16 protein-coding genes and 3 tRNA genes are annotated in these 17623 nt (G+C 69.4%); 10 read left to right on the top strand and 9 right to left on the bottom strand.

The window, feature by feature from the left end; genetic code table 11:
- Positions 1 to 108 precede the first annotated feature (108 nt).
- The 3 genes from JOD27_RS25195 to JOD27_RS25185 all read left to right on the top strand — a co-directional run bounded on the left by JOD27_RS25195 (position 109) and on the right by JOD27_RS25185 (position 387).
- Positions 109 to 181: transfer RNA gene (locus JOD27_RS25195), tRNA-Glu, on the top strand.
- Between the two features lie 42 nt (positions 182 to 223).
- Positions 224 to 297 (top strand) — tRNA-Asp (locus JOD27_RS25190).
- A 16-nt stretch (positions 298 to 313) separates the two neighbouring features.
- Positions 314 to 387 (top strand) — tRNA-Phe (locus JOD27_RS25185).
- A gap of 59 nt (positions 388 to 446) precedes the next feature.
- Here the strand turns inward: JOD27_RS25185 and JOD27_RS25180 are convergent.
- Complete coding sequence (locus JOD27_RS25180; RefSeq protein ID WP_307830313.1) at positions 447 to 1151, bottom strand: protein phosphatase 2C domain-containing protein; 705 nt, start codon at positions 1149 to 1151, stop codon at positions 447 to 449.
- A gap of 61 nt (positions 1152 to 1212) precedes the next feature.
- Between JOD27_RS25180 and JOD27_RS25175 the strand changes: the two genes are divergently transcribed.
- Both JOD27_RS25175 and JOD27_RS25170 read left to right on the top strand, forming a co-directional pair.
- Positions 1213 to 1422: a helix-turn-helix domain-containing protein gene (locus JOD27_RS25175; RefSeq protein WP_030473166.1), complete on the top strand. Its 210-nt coding sequence runs from the start codon at positions 1213 to 1215 to the stop codon at positions 1420 to 1422.
- Positions 1419 to 1946, top strand: coding sequence for a Clp protease N-terminal domain-containing protein (locus JOD27_RS25170; protein ID WP_239568713.1), 528 nt, complete (start codon positions 1419 to 1421; stop codon positions 1944 to 1946). Before JOD27_RS25175 ends, JOD27_RS25170 begins: the two co-directional genes overlap by 4 nt.
- On the opposite strand, the gene yczE is transcribed toward JOD27_RS25170, so the two are convergent.
- Positions 1912 to 2550 carry a membrane protein YczE gene (yczE, locus tag JOD27_RS25165; protein ID WP_204764740.1) on the bottom strand — a complete coding sequence of 213 codons (639 nt, stop codon included), beginning with the start codon at positions 2548 to 2550 and terminating at the stop codon, positions 1912 to 1914. The two genes, JOD27_RS25170 and yczE, sit on opposite strands and share 35 nt — an antisense overlap.
- Here yczE and yczR point away from each other — a divergent pair.
- A complete protein-coding gene (gene yczR / locus JOD27_RS25160) occupies positions 2549 to 4048 on the top strand; it encodes a MocR-like transcription factor YczR (protein ID WP_443673966.1) in 1500 nt (499 codons plus the stop codon). The two genes, yczE and yczR, sit on opposite strands and share 2 nt — an antisense overlap.
- A 296-nt stretch (positions 4049 to 4344) precedes the next feature.
- Here yczR and JOD27_RS25155 read toward each other — a convergent pair whose 3' ends face one another.
- From JOD27_RS25155 to JOD27_RS25135, 5 genes are all read right to left on the bottom strand, one after another.
- Positions 4345 to 5124: a hypothetical protein gene (locus JOD27_RS25155; RefSeq protein WP_204764739.1), complete on the bottom strand. Its 780-nt coding sequence runs from the start codon at positions 5122 to 5124 to the stop codon at positions 4345 to 4347.
- A 958-nt stretch (positions 5125 to 6082) separates the two neighbouring features.
- Positions 6083 to 8188 (bottom strand): CHAT domain-containing protein, encoded by a 2106-nt coding sequence (locus JOD27_RS25150; protein WP_204764738.1) that lies wholly within the window; start codon positions 8186 to 8188, stop codon positions 6083 to 6085.
- On the bottom strand, positions 8185 to 8541 hold the full coding sequence (locus tag JOD27_RS25145; protein WP_204764737.1) for a hypothetical protein: 357 nt from the start codon (positions 8539 to 8541) through the stop codon (positions 8185 to 8187). The genes JOD27_RS25150 and JOD27_RS25145 overlap by 4 nt, the downstream gene beginning before the upstream one ends.
- Positions 8538 to 9068: an RNA polymerase sigma factor gene (locus JOD27_RS25140; protein ID WP_204764736.1), complete on the bottom strand. Its 531-nt coding sequence runs from the start codon at positions 9066 to 9068 to the stop codon at positions 8538 to 8540. Before JOD27_RS25140 ends, JOD27_RS25145 begins: the two co-directional genes overlap by 4 nt.
- 96 nt (positions 9069 to 9164) lie before the next feature.
- A complete protein-coding gene (locus JOD27_RS25135; protein ID WP_204764735.1) occupies positions 9165 to 10328 on the bottom strand; it encodes a pyridoxal phosphate-dependent aminotransferase in 1164 nt (387 codons plus the stop codon).
- Between the two features lie 29 nt (positions 10329 to 10357).
- Here JOD27_RS25135 and JOD27_RS25130 point away from each other — a divergent pair, with 29 nt between their 5' ends.
- Positions 10358 to 11605, top strand: a complete 1248-nt coding sequence (locus tag JOD27_RS25130; RefSeq protein WP_372441730.1) for a DUF445 domain-containing protein — start codon at positions 10358 to 10360, stop codon at positions 11603 to 11605.
- On the opposite strand, the gene JOD27_RS25125 is transcribed toward JOD27_RS25130, so the two are convergent.
- The gene (locus JOD27_RS25125) at positions 11578 to 12075 is read right to left on the bottom strand and encodes a CGNR zinc finger domain-containing protein (RefSeq protein ID WP_307830312.1); all 498 of its coding nucleotides are present in this window, start codon (positions 12073 to 12075) and stop codon (positions 11578 to 11580) included. The two genes, JOD27_RS25130 and JOD27_RS25125, sit on opposite strands and share 28 nt — an antisense overlap.
- Before the next feature lie 86 nt (positions 12076 to 12161).
- Here JOD27_RS25125 and JOD27_RS25120 point away from each other — a divergent pair, with 86 nt between their 5' ends.
- The 3 genes from JOD27_RS25120 to JOD27_RS25110 are packed head-to-tail and all read left to right on the top strand — an operon-like array spanning position 12162 to position 15603.
- Complete coding sequence (locus JOD27_RS25120; RefSeq protein ID WP_204764734.1) at positions 12162 to 12686, top strand: PadR family transcriptional regulator; 525 nt, start codon at positions 12162 to 12164, stop codon at positions 12684 to 12686.
- A complete protein-coding gene (locus tag JOD27_RS25115; protein WP_204764733.1) occupies positions 12683 to 13372 on the top strand; it encodes an ABC transporter ATP-binding protein in 690 nt (229 codons plus the stop codon). Before JOD27_RS25120 ends, JOD27_RS25115 begins: the two co-directional genes overlap by 4 nt.
- Entirely contained in the window at positions 13369 to 15603 is a 2235-nt protein-coding gene (locus tag JOD27_RS25110) for an ABC transporter permease (RefSeq protein WP_204764732.1), read from the top strand. Before JOD27_RS25115 ends, JOD27_RS25110 begins: the two co-directional genes overlap by 4 nt.
- On the opposite strand, the gene JOD27_RS25105 is transcribed toward JOD27_RS25110, so the two are convergent.
- Positions 15539 to 17557, bottom strand: coding sequence for an NACHT domain-containing protein (locus JOD27_RS25105; RefSeq protein ID WP_239568707.1), 2019 nt, complete (start codon positions 17555 to 17557; stop codon positions 15539 to 15541). The two genes, JOD27_RS25110 and JOD27_RS25105, sit on opposite strands and share 65 nt — an antisense overlap.
- Positions 17558 to 17623: the final 66 nt, after the last annotated feature.

The raw sequence follows: 17623 nt of genomic DNA, 5'->3' as shown, positions 1-17623 counted from the left end.
CTTCTCGCCCCGGAGGCGGTTTGGGCAGGTCAGGGCATAAGTGGGACCCCCGTTTTGGAGGTGCGTGTACCCATGCCATATGCTTACGATGCTTCCAGCGACCAGCTAGTCCCCATCGTCTAGCGGCCTAGGACCCCGCCCTTTCAAGGCGGTAGCGCGGGTTCGAATCCCGTTGGGGGCACGCAGTAAAGTAAGTGCGGTAAGGTAAGATCTGCAAGAGCAAGGCCCAGTGGCGCAGTTGGTTAGCGCGTCGCCCTGTCACGGCGAAGGTCGCGGGTTCGAGTCCCGTCTGGGTCGCTTCTCCTTAGTTCATGGCCAGGTAGCTCAGTTGGTACGAGCGACCGCCTGAAAAGCGGTAGGTCGGCGGTTCGACCCCGCCCCTGGCCATCCCTCTTCGAAAGAAGCCCCGCAGCGTGCTGCGGGGCTTCTTTCGTCATGTGGCCAAGTCATGTGCACAGCCTGGCGATCGCTTGGTCGTCATGCGTTTTGTAGCGCGGCCAACGCTTGTGCTCCGAATCGCCGCGTTCGGCTTCGCGGATTCGGTCCAGCGCTTCGCCCAACGGAATTCGGGCGAGCTCTTCCCAGGTGAAGAGTCCGTACTCGGACACTCCACATGAGACGCCGTCTGTGGCGACGATCACCTTCTCGATCTCCGTTCGCGGCCAGCTCGCGGTCAGGGCCTGGTGTGCCGCAACGGGTTCGGCCTCGGCGACCCAGTACCCGCCAGGCTTGTTCCTCCACCGGAGGATGTCCGGGTCCGGCCGGAGGTCTTCGAGCCGCGTGTCCTCGACCACGTGGGTCGTCTGTCCAAAAGCGACGATCGGGGTGTCGCACAGGACGAGCGCGTCGATCGTGTCCTCGGTCCATCGCACGATCGCGGCTGTCGAGGACGGCGAGTCGCCGGGGACGAGGTCGTGTCGCGCGACGAGGTTGGTGATCGCCTGGGCCAGCAGGTCGGCGAGTGGCGACGTGCCGTCGATGAGGCGGGCGAGCTCGTCGGCGAGCTGTGTGGCGTACCAGCCGCCGTTGCGATCTGGTGGCCTGGTTCGCGAGGTGACGCCGTCGAGCACCACGACGGCGTTCGGCAGCACGCGGATCCGATCCTCCGTGACCCGGCCAGGAGCCCCCTGCTCAGCGGTCTCGATCTTCACGGTTCCACCGTACGTGTCAACTTGGGTTGACGGCGCCCGGTTGTCAACGTACGTTGACATCATGACTGAAGCGACGGATCTCGCCACGGCGGCTGGAGACCGCGACCCGAAGGTGGGGTTGCGGGCCGTCAGCGCCTTGCGGCGACTTTTGGAACATCTGGAGGCCGCCCAGGTCCGCAGTGCGCGGGCCCAGGGCTGGTCGTGGCAGGACATCGCGGCGGAGCTCGGTGTCTCCCGCCAGGCGGTGCACAAGAAGCACGGGGGTCGATGATGATCGCGGAACGGTTCACCAAAGAGGCCCGTGAGGCCGTGAAGGCAGCGGTGCGGAACGCGGAGGAGGTCCATGCCGCCGAGGTCGGCGTGGAACACCTGCTGCTGGCGCTGCTCGACGCGCCGGTGCTCGCCGGGTTCGACCTGCCGCGTGAGGAGCTGGAGACGGCCTTCCGTGACTACCGGCGCAAGGGCGGGCTGACCAAGGCCGACGCGGAAGCGTTGCGGGGCTTGGGAATCGACGTCGACCAGGTGATCGACTCGGTGGAGCAGTCGCTCGGGTCCGGTGTGCTGCGGCCGGGGCCGCGCCGGCGGTGGTTCGGCATGCCGCTGGAACCCGCGTTCAAGAAAGCCCTGGAGAACTCGTTGCGCGAGGCCCGCGACCTCGGCCACAACTACCTCGGCAACGAGCACATCGTGCTGGCTCTGTTGCAGGGCAAGGGAATCGTGGCCGAGGTGCTGACCGAACGCGGGGTGACCTATGCCGAGATCAGGAAGCGGGCTGCGAGCGCTCGCGCCAGGTGAGGCCAGGCAGGAACAGCTGGGAGAGCGGGCCGATGCTGACGGCGTAGAGGATCGTGCCGACGCCGACGGTGCCGCCGAGCAGCCAGCCGGTGCCCAGGACGACGAGCTCGATGACGGTTCGGGTGAGGCGCAGGGAAAGGCCCGTGCGGCGGCAGAATCCGGTCACCATGCCGTCGCGCGGACCCGGCCCGAGGCGTGAGCCGACGTAAGCGGCGAACGCGACCGCGTTCAGCACGATGCCCAGTGTGAGCAGCACGATTCTGGGCAGAAGTTCCTGCGGCGCCGGAACGATCGAGAGCGTCACGTCGACGCTGATCGCGATGACCACCACGTTGGCGATCGTGCCGACGCCGGGCTTCTGCTTCAGCGGGATCCACGCGAGCAGCACCAGCACACCGGTGATCGCGGTGATCAGGCCGAAGCTCAGGCCGGTGCGTCTGGCCAGGCCCTCGTGGAGCACGTCCCAGGGATCGAGGCCGAGGGTCGAGCGGATGTGCAGGCCCATGCTCGCGCCGTAGAGCCACAGACCTGCGAAGAGCTGGGAGAGGCGACGGATGGGCGCGATCCTCACGGGGACCTGGTTGAGTGCGGTCAATGTGGCCATGTGGCCATACTGGGTGGTGATTGGCCTGGCAATCCATAGCCAATTCAAGATAATTGGCCTCATGCTCCCGCCAGGTGGACGTATATCCGGAACTCGGCTCGCCCGGCTGCTCGGGTCGTGGCGCCGGGGCGGTGCGCGGCAGGGGTCGGCTGATCTCGCGGCCGCCCTGAAGTTGATGGTCGCGGACGGCAGGCTGCCCGTCGGCACCCGGCTGCCGTCCGAGCGCGAGCTCACCGACGCGCTGCCGGTGAGCCGGACGACGATCACCGCCGCACTGGACCAGCTGCGTGCCGAGGGGGTGGTGGAGTCGCGGCGCGGGTCCGGGTCTTGGATCAACGGCCCGGTCGGCGGTGGTGGAGGCATCACCGGTTTCGACGACACGTTGATCGACCTGTCCCGCGCCGCGCCGCCGGCGTTGCCTTCGGTGCGGGCGGCGATGGAGGTCGCTCTCGCCCAGATGCCGGAACACCTGGCGTCGCACGGGTACGACGAGCGGGGATTGTCGGTGCTGCGGCAACGGATCGCGGACCGGTACACCGCGCGCGGCCTGCCGACGTCTCCTGACCAGATCGTGGTGACGTCGGGCGCGCAGCACGCGTGGGCGTTGGTCCTGCGGCTGTTCGTCGGGCCTGGTGATCGCGTTCTCGTGGAGCAACCGAGCTATCCCAACGCGCTGGAGGCGGTGCGGGCGTCGTTCGGCATCCCCGTGCCGGTGCCGATGCTGGGCGACGGCTGGGACGTGGACGGGTACGAGGCCGCTCTGCGGCAGGCAGGTCCCCGGTTGGCCTATCTGATCCCGGACTTCCAGAACCCGACCGGGTTGTTGATGTCGCCGGCGCAGCGTGAAGCGCTTTCCGCCGTGCTGCGGAGGGCTCGCACACCCGTGGTCGTCGACGAGACGCTGGTGGAGCTCGGGCTGGACGTTCCCGAGATGCCGTTGCCGATGGCCGCGTTCGGCGCGGATTCCGTGGTGACGCTGGGATCGGCGAGCAAGTCGCACTGGGGTGGACTGCGGATCGGATGGATCAGGGCGTCCGCGGAGATGGTGCACCGGTTGCTGTCGACGCGGGCGGCGATCGACCTCGGCACGCCGGTGTTCGAGCAGCTGGTGCTCGCCTCGTTGCTGGAGGATCCGGAAACCGTTCTGGCGCAACGGCGTGCGGAGGCGCTGGAGCAACGCGACGTGACGGTCGCGGCCCTGCGCGAGCACTGTCCACAGTGGAGCTTCAAGGTGCCTTCCGGCGGCCTCGGCGTGTGGTGCACACTCGACGGGCCGGTGAGCACGCGGGTCGCCGTCGTGGCGCAGAACCACGGCCTGCGGCTCGTGCCCGGTCCTCGGTTCGCGGTGCACGGCGGGTGCGAGCAGATGCTCCGAGTGCCGTACACGCAGTCGCCCGAAGTGCTGCGCGAAGCGATCGGCCGTTTGGGTGTGGTAGCTGCATCCGTTGCGGGAACAGGGTTCCCGGTGGATGCCGACCTCTCGGTGCCGGTCGCGTGAGACACGTCGGCCCGGTCTACCGCAGCGGTGGAGACCGGGCCGACGAACTTGCCACCGGGTGGCCTGCGGCGGGGAACGTCCCAGGGATTGACGTCCCCCGTCCGCAGGTTTCCCGTGCGGTCCGAGACTGCGGGGGCAGCGCGGCACTCGGACCAGACCTGACCTGCCAGGGCGCGGTCGGCAGGTCAGGAAGACTTGGGTTCCTTGCGTACAACGGGAAATGCGAGGAGGAGTTATGCGCGCGACGGAACGAGACGGTCACAAATCACGCAGAGGGCAGAGCTGTCCCGTCTGACTCAGTCGGGTGACGAGCTCGGCAGCCCGGGAAGGCTGCCCGGAGAGCGACCGTCGCGGCGCTCCTCGACCGACCACACGGACGGAGGGAAGAGCGAGTTGTGCGACGTCAGGACGGCGAGCACGCCGCGCGTGCCGCCGGAGTTGTCGGTGTGGCCGGACGACGCGGAGGCCGTCGCGACCACGGGGGCCTGCTGCGGTGCGGGCAGCGGCGCGTCATGGCCGGGAACCGACCAATTGAGGTCGCTCTTCGGCGACGGTTCGGTCTTGGCCGGTCCGGGAACGGGCAGATCGGGCAGTTTCGGCACGACCTTCTTGACCGCAGCGGCCGGCGGTGCTGGAGGCGCGGGAGGCGGAGCTTCCGCGGCGGCCTTCGCGGCCTTGGCGGCGGCGCGGGCCTGGGCCTTGGCCGCCATGACCGCGGGCGGCGCCTTGTTCGTCACGGTGCCGGATCGGGTGTTGCCCTGCGAGCCGCCGGTGAAGTCGACCACCGGACCCTCGTCCTCCGGCTCGTCCGCGGGTTCCTGCGGCTTCGTCACAACCGGGGACACGAGCTTCTGCGTCCGGTGCTCTCGCAGCACGGACGCGGTGAACGCCTTGACCCAGCCTGCGGGGTTCTCGAGGAGCTGCGGAGCGTCCTTGGCCTCGGTCGTGACCTCGACGGCCGGCGGTTCCTCGGGGCTCGCGAACGCGTCGGTCCCGCCCAGCAGCCAGGCTGCGGCGGTCAACCCGCCCAGGGCAGCGGCCCGCAGCAGCAGTGCACGAGCTCCACCACCGGCCACAGGATCACCACCGTCCACCGTTCAGGTCACCGCCAACGCACAGCGCCGTCGGAGGTCGACGTTGAGCTATGTCTAGCACTGGTGAGTGACTTTGCGAACGAACTCCGCGCGAAACACTCGGAAGGGCGTCCCCGTGCGGCTGTCCGGGTTGCCCTGATCAGGCATGAACACCGTCAGTGTCGTCATCGGATCGAGTGACTTTGTGCCTCGCTCCCCTGTGGACCGTGTCGCGCCGGGGGATCGTGTCCGATGTGGACGCTCCTAAGCAGGTCAACAGCCTCTCTGAGCTGGTCGGTCAGGCCGCGGCGGCCCTGGGTCCTGTGCACGCCCACGACCCTGAGGGCCCAAACGAGTGCTTGGTCCGTTCGGGCGAATTGATCGTCCCTCCGTCAGACGCACCCACTGTGCGCAAGCGATTGCGAGGCGTCTACTCCCATGAGGAGATCGCCACCGGCGCCATCCGCATGTACACGAAAGCGCCAGATCGCCTCCGCGTCGTTGACATCGCACGCGACGTGGGTGCCACCCCCAACCACGTGCACGTTTCCTGTCCGATCATGATCGGCACCTCTCGCCCGGTCGTGGGCGGCCACATCCCCGAGTTGCTGGGTGAGGGCACCGTGGCCCTGCTCGACACCCCGCTGGACGCCGCGCACGGCGCCCTGGTCGCGGGCGTCCTGCGCCACCACGGCGCCACGGTGCGCCCGTTCCCCGTCCTGACGGCCGCGGGCTTCGGCGACGACCTGACCCTCGCCGCCGCCCTGCGCGCCACCCGCTCGCTCCCCGTCGTCCTGGTCGCGTCGGGCACGTATTCGTTCAACGACGAATGCCCGCCGGTCCTGGCGGCCACCGGCCGCAACGTGGTGGCCGCCGCCGGCAACGGGGGCTCCACCCGGCCCTGGTGGCCGGCGGCCTTGCCCGCAGTGACCGCGGTAGGTGCCTCGGCACCGTTCTCGGGTCACGGGCCGTGGGTGAACGTCGTCGCCGAAGGGGTCGACGTGCCCGCGACGGTGGGTTCCACGCAGGCGTTGTGCACCGGGACGTCGTTCGCGGCGGCCCTGCACGCGGCGACCCTCGTTCCGGTGCCGTAGCAGCTGAACCCGAGGTGGGCGACGGCTCGTGCCGCCTCGACGGGGTGGTCGATGAGCCGATGAACCTCGGCCATGGCCTTGCTGACCTGCGCATCGGGCACCGGCAGCACGCTGGCGATCACCGCTCGCGTGCCGGCGTCGAGGAACGCGCGGGCCAGTCCCGACTCACAGGCCGACAGCACCACGATTTCCGGCGGGTTCTCGAGTCTCGCGATGTCGTAGCCGTAGAGCGGACCGTCTTCCAGCTCCAGGTAAGAGAACAACGGGTTGTCGACGTTCACGACGCCGTGGGCGGCGATGTGCACGATCCCGGCACCTTCCAGTGCGGCCAGGGTGTTGTCCGCGAACGGTTTGACGCGATCGCCACCGTGCTCTTGCTGCAGTGCGGGCACTTCGTCGTGAAGCAGCCGTGGGCCGGTGATCCACACCCGGCGGCCGGGATTCCGGGGCCGTCGCCAATGTCGCAACGAGGGAATGACGTGAATTCGTCGGCCGAGAGCGCCCCACGGCATTGCGTGCAGGACGCCGTCCGGGATCACCACGATCTCGTCGGCATCAGGAAGCAATCCCTCCGGCGTCGGCACAGCTCTGCCCGCGGCGACAGCCAGCCGCGTGTCATGGACGAGTGTGGTGGCGCCGGGAACATCGCGGAGGCGAGCCCGGCCATCCACCACGGTCACCGCGCGCATGTGTCCGTTGTGGACAATGAAGCTGACGAGCGGCAGATCTGGTTCTGCGACGCTCGCCCGGACGCCTCGTGGAACGGCCGTGAGAGCGAGTCGTCGAACATCTCGCTCCAACGCGTCCAACGGCAACCCGAACGCCCTCGCCCGCCGCAGGCGCGTGAGTGCCCGTGCGAGCTCAGGTTCCTTGGGAGGCAAGGGGACTGACGCACGATGCCGCTCTGACCAGTGCAACACCTCGCGTGCGGTCCTGGCGAGTCCCAGCGCGTGCCCGGTCAGCTCGCGGCGTGGCCAGTCGCCGAGGTGTTCGTCCAGCAACCTGAGCCCCGCCCGGCACGCCGCCAGCGCGCCACGCCGATCCGACCTCCTCGCCTGCGCGAGCCACCCGAGCGCCCGCGTCTGGACCGGCCCGCGAAACCTGTGCGCCGCAACGGCATCGAGCTTCCCCGCGGCGAGCATGAACTCGACGTCCGAGCCACCGAGCCGCAAGGCCGGTGCCGGATCCCCGGCCCGCAACGCACAACGCGCACTCAGCACCGCCAGCTCCGGCACGTGCCGGTTGCACCTGCGGAGCAACTCCAGCGCCGGAGTCAGCACCCGACGCGCCTCGGTCGTGAGCCCGGCGGCGAGCAGTGCCTCGGCGCGATCGACCAGAGCCTCGGGCCGGCTCGTCGAGTCGAGGCCTGCCTTCGCCGCGTCCTCGTAGCGCCGCAGCGCCAAAGGCAGATCGCCGGCGAGCATCGCCACGAATCCCCTGTTGTGCAGACACATCGCCGCACGTCCAGGCTCGCCGATGGCGTGCAGCAACGTTTGTGCGGACGTGAAGTCGGCGTCCGCCCTGGCCACTTGGGTGGCGTTGCACCGGGCGATCCCACGGCCGATCAACGCGTTGGCGAGCCACCGCTGATCCCCGTGTCGCCGCAGTTCCTTGATGACCGCGGTCAGCTCCGCGATCGCCAGCCGTGGTTCGGCTGACTGGCAGAGGTGAAGTCCGCGCAGACACCTCGCCCGTGCGAGCTCCCTGCCTCGCAGGTGTGGTGTCGCCAGATCGAGGTGCGCGAGGCTTTGTTTTCCGCGTCCTCGGTCCAGGTCGATCCACGCCAGCGTGAGGTGGAACCGGGCTTCTCCGGTGAGCCGCAGCCCGCGCTGGGCGTACCGGGCGGCGACGTCGAGGTGGCCGAGCTCGGCGTGGGCGATGCTCAGGTCGTGCAGGGCATCGGCACGCTGGGCTTTCGTGCCCCGAACGGCAGTGGCGTCGATGGTGGCCCGTGGGTCCGCGCTGGCGCTCATGCGACGAACCACCCCGTCGTCAGCCCCAGCGAGGGGACGGTCACGCACACGGGTCCAGGCGTGACGTCGGCCCTGAACCAGCCCTCGGCGTCCGGGCACAGCGTCTGGACGGAGCGAGGTGAACGGACCTCCACCGCCAGCGACCGGTCGATGATCCCGGTCAGGCGGGTCGAGTCGAGCTGGAGGTGGAGGCGGCCGGCACCGACGTGGAAGACGAGCTGCCGGGACGGTCCGCGGACGGGCTCGTCGACGGCCTCCATCGGTTCGAACCCGGTCGGGCGGGCGGTGAGTACGGGCGGCGGCGTGTCGGAGCTGAGCAGATCGGCGATCTCGTCGAGCAGTGCGTCCCTCACAGCTGTCCCTCCAGCTTCCGCCGCAGTTCGGCGAGGCATCGGCTGCGTGTGGAGCCGACGTTCCCCAGCTTCATCCCCAGGGCTTCCGCAACCTGTGCATAACTCAGCTCCGGGCTGTGGGCAGCGATGCACAGGAGCCGCTGGCACCGCTCGTTCAAGGTCATCAACGCGGTCCACAGGCGGTGCTGCCGATCGTTGGTCACGACGACCTCTTCCGGCGAGGGCAACGACGATTCCGGCTCCCAGCGGTCCAGCGAGACCTCCCGCCCGCGGGCGCGCACGACGGCGATCGACTGGCGGGTGGCGGTACGGATCAGCCACGTGCCGAGCTGCTCGGGTTGCCGGATGCGAGTCAGGTGTTCGGCCAGGCAGAGCCAGGTGCACTGGTACACGTCGGCCGCGTCGGCATAGCTCAGGCGGAACGATCTGGGCACCGACCAGACCAGGCGGGAGTAGCGCTCGACCAGCAACTCCCAGCCCGACAGGCCTGCACGTGCCGCCTCGAGAACCTCGGTGTTCGAGTCCATGCCATTTGGAGTCGAACCCGCGCCTCAAGGCTCCATGCCTCACCCGAAAGTGGGTTGTCCACAGGTGTGGAGGAACTCATCCACACCTGTGGACAACTACAGCTTGTGGAGGCGCTCCACAGCCTCGTCGATCACCGCGTCCTGCTTGCAGAACGCGAACCGGATCAGGTGCTGCCAGTCCTCGGGGTGGTCGGTGAACACCTGGACGGGCACGGCGGCGACGCCGATCTTGGCGGGCAGGTCGCGGCACAGGGCCCAGCCGTCGGTGTAGCCGAGCGGACGGACGTCGGCGCAGATGAAGTACGTGCCCTCCGACGACCGCACCTCGAAACCGGCCGCACGCAGCCCCTCGGCCAGACGCGCGCGCTTCGAGGCCAGCGAGTCGCGCAGCGACGCGACCCAGTCCAGTTCGGCCGTCAGGGCGTGCGCGACGGCGGGCTGGAACGGGGCACCACCCACGAACGTCATGAACTGCTTGGCCGCCCGCACCGCGGACACGAGCTCGGCAGGCCCGCACACCCAGCCGATCTTCCAGCCGGTGCAGTTGAACGTCTTGCCCGCCCCGGAGATCGACAACGTCCGGGAGGCCATCCCCGGCAGCGACGCCAGCGGGATGTGGGCGAGACCGTCGAACACCAGGTGCTCGTACACCTCGTCGGTGATCGCGAGCAGGTCGTGCTCGATGCAGAGGGCGGCGATGGCCTGCAGCTCCTCCAACCGGAAGACGGTCCCGGTCGGGTTGTGCGGCGAGTTGACCAGGATGGCGCGGGTCCGCGGCGTCACCGCGGCGCGCAGAGCCTCGACGTCCAGCGCCAACCGGCCGGAAGCGTCCTCGCGCAGACCGACCGTCACGCGGGTGGCACCGGCCATCGCGACCGAAGCGGCGTAGGAGTCGTAGTAGGGCTCGACGAGGATCACTTCGTCGCCGGCCTCGACCAGCGCCAGCAGCGACGCCGCGATCGCCTCGGTGGCGCCGACGGTCACCAGGATCTCGGTGTCCGGGTCGTACGCGACGCCGTACCGCGAACGGTGCGCGGCGATCGCCCTGCGCAGCACCGGCATGCCGGGGCCGGGCGGATACTGGTTCACGCCCGACGAGATCGCCGACCGCGCGGCTTCCAGCATCGACTCGGGGCCGTCGGTGTCGGGGAAACCCTGACCGAGGTTGACGGCGTCGTGCTGCACGGCCAACGCCGTCATCTCCGCGAAGATGGTCGACGTGAACGGCTGCAACCTGGGGACTAGCGCTGGTACCCGCACAACGCAGGATCTTCACGGACAATGGCGGTGTGGAGCAACTGACCGCCGCTGACCAGCAGAAGCGCACCGACCTGCGCCGGATGAAGCTCGTCGCGACCAGCTTCCTGGTCGGCGCCACGGTCGTCTTCTTCGCCACGCACGCGTTCGAGGGCGCGTGGGTCGGCTACGTGCGAGCCGCCGCCGAAGCCGGCATGGTCGGCGCGCTCGCGGACTGGTTCGCCGTCACGGCCCTGTTCAGGCGCCCTCTCGGCCTGCCGATCCCGCACACCGCGATCATCCCCACCCGCAAGAACATGTTCGGCAAGACGCTCGGCGACTTCGTCGGCGTCAACTTCCTCAGCCTCGAGGTGGTGCAGGACAAGCTCAGGCGAGCGGGCATCGCCGAGCGCGCGGGTGCGTGGATCAAGCAGCCGGAGAACGCCGAACGCGTCACGAACGAGCTCGCGAACGTCATCAAGGGCGCGATCACCGTGCTCAGGGACGAAGAGGTGCAGGCCGTCTTGGAGCACGCGATCGTCAAGCGCGTCACCGCCCAGCCGTGGGGGCCTCCGCTGGGCAAGTTGCTGGGCCAGGTGCTCACCGACGGCGCGCACCACAAGCTCGTCGACCTCATGTGCGACCGGGCCTACGAGTGGGTGCGCGACAACTACGACAAGGTCACCCTGATCGTCACCGACCGCGCGCCGACGTGGTCGCCCAAGTTCGTCGACGCGCTGCTCGGCGACAAGGTCTACACCGAGCTGGTCAACTTCGCCTGGGCGGTCAAGACCGACGTCAACCACCCCATGCGGCTCGCGGTGGACCAGTTCCTGCTCGAGTTCTCGACGGACATGCAGAACGACCCGGCCACGATGCAGCGTGCCGAGCAGGTCAAGCAGCAGGTGATCGAGCACCCCGACGTGCAGAAGCTCATCAACAGCGCGTGGGGCACGGCGAAGAAGATGCTGATCGACGCCGCCGAGGACCCGTCCAGCGAGCTGCGCAAGCGCGTGACGCAGGGGTTGATCACGCTGGGCACGAACCTGACGGACGACGCCGGCCTGCGCGCCAAGGTCGACGGCTGGCTGGAGCAGGCCGCCGGGTACGTCGTGCAGAACTACCGCGCGGAGATCACCACGCTGATCACGGACACGGTCGAGCGCTGGGACGCCGAGGAGACCTCGCGCAAGATCGAACTGCAGGTCGGCAGGGACCTGCAGTTCATCCGCATCAACGGCACGGTGGTCGGCGCGCTCGCCGGCCTGGTGATCTACACCGTGGCCAACGCGCTGTTCTGAGACGTGTTCTGGGCCCGCGTTCGTTTTCGGAACGTCCTGGCCTTCTCGCGGTTGCCGCACACCTGCATCGAGCACCAGGTGCGCGAGCGGTTGCGCGAGCGGTCGAAGAACGCACGCAGGCAGTCGTCGGCAGGACAGATCTTGAAGCGTTCCCAGGAACCCAGCACCGCGAGCCGCGCGGACGCCGCGAGCACGGCACCCAGCGCGTCCGAGCTGGACAGCACGGGAACGCCGTCGGTCAGCTCGATGTGGACGACTCCCGCGGTGGTCCGGGGGCCTGACGACCCCTCGATCGACGACCGCAGTGCCGCCCGCGCGGCGCGCGCCTGTGCGATTTCCCCGCTCCGCCCGAGGCCGCGTTCGGTCACCCACGCGCGCCAGGAGGCTTCACTGTCCAGTACGTGTCGAGTGTTCAGGAAGTCGAGCAGCAGCTCGACGTCGTGATCCCAGCCGACAGTCAGACCAGTCACCCCACCACTGTAGGCGCCACGGCGGTTGCGCGTCAGGGCATCCGACGAATACACCCGGTGTATACATCGTGTGTATAGTCCCTCTCATGTCGATCGGACACGCACTGTTGGGCCTGCTGGAGGGCGGTCCAAGGCACGGCTACGACCTCAAGCGCGCCTATGACGAACGCTTTGGTCAAGACCGGCCGTTGCACTACGGGCAGGTGTACTCGACCCTGTCGCGGCTGCTGAAGAACGGCCTCGTCACCGAGGCGGGCGTCGAGGCGGGTGACGGTCCGGAGCGCAAGCGGTACGCGATCACGGACGCCGGGGTCACCGATGTAGAGCGCTGGCTGAGCACCCCGGAGAAGCCGGAGCCGTACCTGCAGAACACGCTCTACGCGAAGGTGGTGCTGGCCCTGCTGTCCGGCCGCAGCGCCACGGAGGTGCTCGACACGCAACGCGCGGCTCACCTCACCACGATGCGCGAGCTGACCAGGCGCAAGGCCGACGGCGACCTCGCCGACCAGCTCATCTGCGACTTCGCCCTGTTCCACCTCGAAGCGGACCTGCGGTGGCTCGAACTGACCGCCGCCAGGGTCGACCAGCTGGCAGCGGAGGTCATGCGATGAGCCTGTTGAGGGCAGAAGGCCTGTCCAAGTCGTTCGGCAAGACGCACGCGCTCGAGGACGCGGGCATCACGATCCGCGCGGGCGAGGTCGTGGCGGTGATGGGGCCGTCGGGCTCCGGCAAGTCGACGCTGCTGCACTGCCTCGCGGGCATCCTCCCGCCGGACCGGGGCACGGTCCACTACCGCGATCATTTTGGCAGCGACCGCGAGCTGACGGCGATGAACGACGGCGAGCGCAGCGAACTGCGGCGCACCGAGTTCGGGTTCGTCTTCCAGTTCGGCCAGCTCGTGCCGGAGCTGACCTGCCTGGAGAACGTCGCGCTCCCGCTGCGGTTGAGCGGCATGAAGCGCAAGAACGCCGAACGCGCCGCGCGGGACTGGCTCGCCCGCCTGGAGGTCGACGGGGTCGCGGACCAGCGTCCCGGCGAGACCTCGGGTGGTCAGGGACAACGCGTGGCCATTGCCCGCGCCCTCGTCACCGGGCCGAAGGTGATCTTCGCCGACGAACCCACCGGCGCGCTCGACTCGCTCAACGGTGAGCGCGTCATGCACCTGCTCACGACCGCGGCACGGGAAACCGGCGCCGCCGTCGTGCTCGTCACGCACGAACCGCGCGTCGCCGCCTACTCCGACCGCGAGGTCGTGGTGCGCGACGGTCGTTCGCGTGACGTGGAGTTCGCCCGGTGAAGCGGGTGGTCAGCGACCTCGCCCTCGGGGTCCGGCTGGCTGTCGGGGGCAGCCGGAAGTCGTGGGCGCGGCTCGCGCTCCAGGGCGTGGGCATCGGGCTCGGCGTCGCGTTGCTGCTGTTCGCCGCGTCGCTGCCGAGCGTGATGGACGCACGGAGCGACCGTGAGGCCTCGCGCGAGATCGTGGCCGAAGGCAACGGCCCGGCACCGCTGCTGGCCGAGCACCAGGGCCACGCGTTCCGCTCCGACTACGTCGCCGGGCACTACCTCAACACCCTGAGGCCGGACGCTCCGGTGCCGCCGGGCATCGACCGGCTGCCGGGCGACGGCGAGATCTTCCTCTCGCCCGCGCTGGCGAAGCTGCTCGACTCACCTCGCGGCGAGCTGCTCAGGCCGCGCTTCCCGCAGAAGGTCGTCGGCACGATCGGCCAGGCCGGCCTGCAGAACCCCAACGAGCTCCAGTTCTACGCGGGCAGCGCGAACATCAAGGAGGACGGCAACGCCGTCCACGGCTGGGGAGTCGCGAAGCAGGGCGGCGGGATGAACCCGGTGCTGTGGCTGCTCAGCGTCGTCGGCCTGGTGGTGCTGCTGTTCCCGGTGCTGGTGTTCGTAGGGGTCGCCACGAGGCTCGCCGCGGCCCAGCGCGACCGTCGGCTCGCGGCGTTGCGGCTGGTCGGCGCGGCCGCGAGCCGGGTGCGGCTGATCGCGTCCGGTGAGTCGCTGGCCGGGGCGCTGGCGGGGCTCGCGGTCGGGTTCGGGATCTTCTTCGCGGTCCGGCCGTTCGTGGACCAGATCTCCATCAACGAGCTGTCAGCCTTCCCGAGCGAGGTCATGCCGACACCCGCGCTGACGCTCACCGTCATCGTGGCGGTGCCGGTGCTCGCGGTCGTCACGTCGCTGCTGGCGATGCGCCGCACGATCATCGAGCCGCTGGGCGTGGTGCGGAACCAGAAGCCGGTCCATCGCCGGGTGTGGTGGCGGCTCGTGCCCGTGGTGGTCGGCGTCGCACTGCTCGTCAGCCAGATCGGCAAGATCACGCAGACGGAGAAGCCCGACCAGTGGCCCGTCGTGTTCGGCATCGTGTTGCTGATGCTCGGCATCCCGGTGCTCTTGCCGTGGCTGGTGGAACGGGTCGTGTTCCTGATGAAGGGCGGCACGCCGGCGTTGCAGCTCGCCGTGCGCCGGTTGCAGCTGGACAGCGGTACGGCGGCTCGTGTCGTCGGCGGTGTCGCGGTCGTGCTGGCGGGCACCGTGACGTTGCAGATGATGCTGGCCGGCGTCGAGAAAGAGGTCCAGGCCAATGAGAAGAAGCAGGCCTCCTTCAGCTACCTGAGCGTCAAACCGCGGCAGAGCGCCGACCTGAGCGGAATCGCCGCGGCGCTGGGGAAGGGCAAGGGCGTGACCGCCGTGCACCGGGTCGACACGGCCTGGGGATCGTTGGACAACGGCGGCTACGTGAGCATCAACATCGCCCCTTGTGCCGCGCTCACCCAGGAGGCGGCCATCCCGAACTGCACGGACGGCAAGATCTACGCCGTGCGGGAATCCACCGGGCAGCCGGCCGCTCAGGCGGGTGATGTCGTGACGTTCCGGCAGTCGGGCGAGAAGTGGACCGTGCCGCAGGTGGAGGTGATCGACGGCACCAGCAACACCGGCGGCCTGTTCATCACCCCGGCCGCCGCGCGTGGTCTGGTGCCCTACAGCGCGGAGTTCCTCGTCGTGCTCGACCCCGCGGTGCCCGATGCGGCCGAGCACGCGCGCAACGCCATGGCGGGCTACTCGTGGCAGGTGTACAGCTACTTCGGCGGCCAGGACGACACCAACGAGGCGGAACGGGTGTTCGGTGTGGTCCGCAGGGCGTTGCTCGCCGGCTCGCTGCTCACCTTGCTGGTCGCGGCGGCGTCACTGCTGGTCGTGGCGCTGGAGCAGGTCAGGGAACGCCGTCGCCCGCTCGCCGTGATGGCCGCGAGCGGGGTGCCGCGCGGCACGCTGGCCCGGTCGTTGCTCTGGCAGAACGCGTTGCCGCTCGCGATCTCCACCGCGGTGTCGCTCGCGACCGGCATCGGACTGGGTGTGCTGGTGATCCGCGTGTTCGGGGCCGAGGTCGCCTTCGACTGGGCAGGCATCGGGCTCATCACCGGGATCGTGGTGGGCCTGACGTTCGCGGTCACTGCTCTGACGTTGCCCTCGCTGAGAAGGGCGACCGGAGCACTTGGCCTGCGGAGCGAGTAGTCACCTCGTGCTCTGCCAGGCGGTCCTGCACCAGTCCGTGCCGGAACTGGTAGCAGGCTCCCGCTCGGCAGAGCACGCCGAGCCTGCGCGAGTCCTCCAGGAAGACCATCAGCTCCCAGGGCAGCTTTCCGCGCAAGGCCAACCAGATCCGCGCCACGGTGAACCACCACCAGCGCAGGTGCAGCACGGCCAGCGCGAAGCCGAGCATCAGCCCGGACGCGAGCCCGAGCCCGACCATGCCCGACTGCCCGGGACCGAACACCAGCGCCGCCGCCGAGCCGAAAACCACGGCCAGCGTGAGAGATCCGGTCCACACCGCGATCCGGTCGCGCGACATCGTCCACTGAGGACTGGAGGCCTGGGAGAGCTCGGCCGAGCTCGACAGGGCGAACCGCAGCGCGACCGCCACGGCGAGCCCGAGACCGGCCACGAGTCCTGCGGAAAGTCCGTACAGCGCACCGAAAACCAGGCCGGCGGCAAGTCCGAGCACGCCCGGCACGAGCAGAAGACTGCGCCAGATTCCCAGGCGCGGCTTGGCTTTGCGTTCCTGCGACGCGGTCAGCGCCGCCGCACCGACACCGATGCCCGCCACCAGACCGGTGATCGGGGCGAGCGACGGCGTGATCGAGTACGCCATCAGCCAGGCGACGCCGAACCCGCCGATCGCGCCCAGCACCAGCGCGCCGAGCAGCGCGAGCCACGTGTTGCCGACCGACCGGCGCAGCTCCCACCACGCCAGTTCGCGGATGTCGCGGTCACGCATCTCGTGGGCGAGGAACTCGAGCCACCGGCGGGCCCTGTCGCGTGGCCAGACCTGCGTGGCCTTGGCGTGGTGCGCGAACGCCCTGTTGCCGAACGCCCGTGACACCAGCTCGTCGCAGAGGTGGTCGGAGATCGCCCGCGCGTCCGGGAAACGACCGCGGTCGAGCAGTTCGGTCGGCTCGGCCTCGCTGTCCGCGTACACCATGCTGGCGAGCCACATCGTCAACGGCGTGGACAGCGCGTCGGCGAGCCTGCCGTCCGGTTCCTCCCGCAGCTGGATGAACACCGGCTCCCACCGCGCGGCGCCCACGGTGTCCGCGCTGGCCCGCAGGTAGGCGGCGACCTCCTCCAAGTCGAGCGGGGCCATCTCGACGACGTCGGCGCCGGGCAGCGGACCGGCGTCGTGCACCGCCTGCTCGTACTCGGCGGTGCGGCAGGTCAGCACGAGCGGCCGGCTCGCGGGGAAGGCCTTCGCGATGCGCGCGAGAGCGTTCGCGCGCTGGTGGTCGGGGATGTCGTCCAGACCGTCCAGAACGGGGAGCACGCGTTGCTGCTCGACCAGCAAGTCGCCGGCGTAGCTGCCGTACAGCTCGGTGTTGCGCAACGCCGGATGGTCCTCGTACAGCCTGCGGGTGAGCCACGTGCGGATGTCCTCGACCGCCGGGTTCCACGTCGACAGCGGCAGCAGCACCGGAACCATGCCGCCGTCGTAGCGGTCCAGCAGGCCGCACGTCAGCAGCATCGCGACGGTCGTCTTGCCGGTGCCGGCCTCGCCGAGCATGACCATCCGGCGGTTGATCTGCCGTTCGAACGCGCCGACCACCGCGTCACTGCGTCCGGGAGGTGCGTCCGGCTCGGCGCTCACGTCCAGCTCGGGGGCGGTCCAGTGCAGGTCGAGCACGTCGGGGTCGGTGAGGCCGCGTGAGCGCACCTCCTCGTTCCACTGCGCCTGCAGGCCGATCGCGAGCTCCCTGCACGCGGCGTCGAGGTGCTCGTCGGTGCTCAGCGCGGCGTTGTGCCTGCGGCGGACCCACGGGTCGAGTAAAGCCAGGAAGCCCAGGAACGCCAGTGCGAGGACGATCAGCCACAAGTGCGGGTTGATGCCGTGGTCGGTCACGAACAGACCGGCCGCGGTGAGCAACGCGGTCAGCACGCAGCCGGTCAGCAGCGCCTGCTGACGGAATCTGGACATGCGTCGCATCATGACGCACCGCATCTGCCAGGTGTCGATTCAGTGACCCGTGTCGTGACGTTCGTT

Origin of the sequence: Lentzea nigeriaca (genome assembly GCF_016907955.1) — a bacterium.
GTDB classification, from domain to species: domain Bacteria; phylum Actinomycetota; class Actinomycetes; order Mycobacteriales; family Pseudonocardiaceae; genus Lentzea; species Lentzea nigeriaca.
Note: the sequence above shows the minus strand (reverse complement) of the source record. Positions and strands in the feature narration are given on the sequence as shown.

Bases quoted from the DNA above. Each gene is read 5' to 3' on its own strand.
- JOD27_RS25175 (WP_030473166.1), top strand. From the start codon at position 1,213: ATGACTGAAGCGACGGATCTCGCCACGGCGGCTGGAGACCGCGACCCG.
- JOD27_RS25170 (WP_239568713.1), top strand. From the start codon at position 1,419: ATGATGATCGCGGAACGGTTCACCAAAGAGGCCCGTGAGGCCGTGAAG.
- yczR (WP_443673966.1), top strand. From the start codon at position 2,549: ATGTGGCCATACTGGGTGGTGATTGGCCTGGCAATCCATAGCCAATTC.
- yczE (WP_204764740.1), bottom strand. From the start codon at position 2,550: ATGGCCACATTGACCGCACTCAACCAGGTCCCCGTGAGGATCGCGCCC.
- JOD27_RS25150 (WP_204764738.1), bottom strand. From the start codon at position 8,188: ATGAGCGCCAGCGCGGACCCACGGGCCACCATCGACGCCACTGCCGTT.
- JOD27_RS25140 (WP_204764736.1), bottom strand. From the start codon at position 9,068: ATGGACTCGAACACCGAGGTTCTCGAGGCGGCACGTGCAGGCCTGTCG.
- JOD27_RS25120 (WP_204764734.1), top strand. From the start codon at position 12,162: ATGTCGATCGGACACGCACTGTTGGGCCTGCTGGAGGGCGGTCCAAGG.
- JOD27_RS25115 (WP_204764733.1), top strand. From the start codon at position 12,683: ATGAGCCTGTTGAGGGCAGAAGGCCTGTCCAAGTCGTTCGGCAAGACG.
- JOD27_RS25105 (WP_239568707.1), bottom strand. From the start codon at position 17,557: ATGTCCAGATTCCGTCAGCAGGCGCTGCTGACCGGCTGCGTGCTGACC.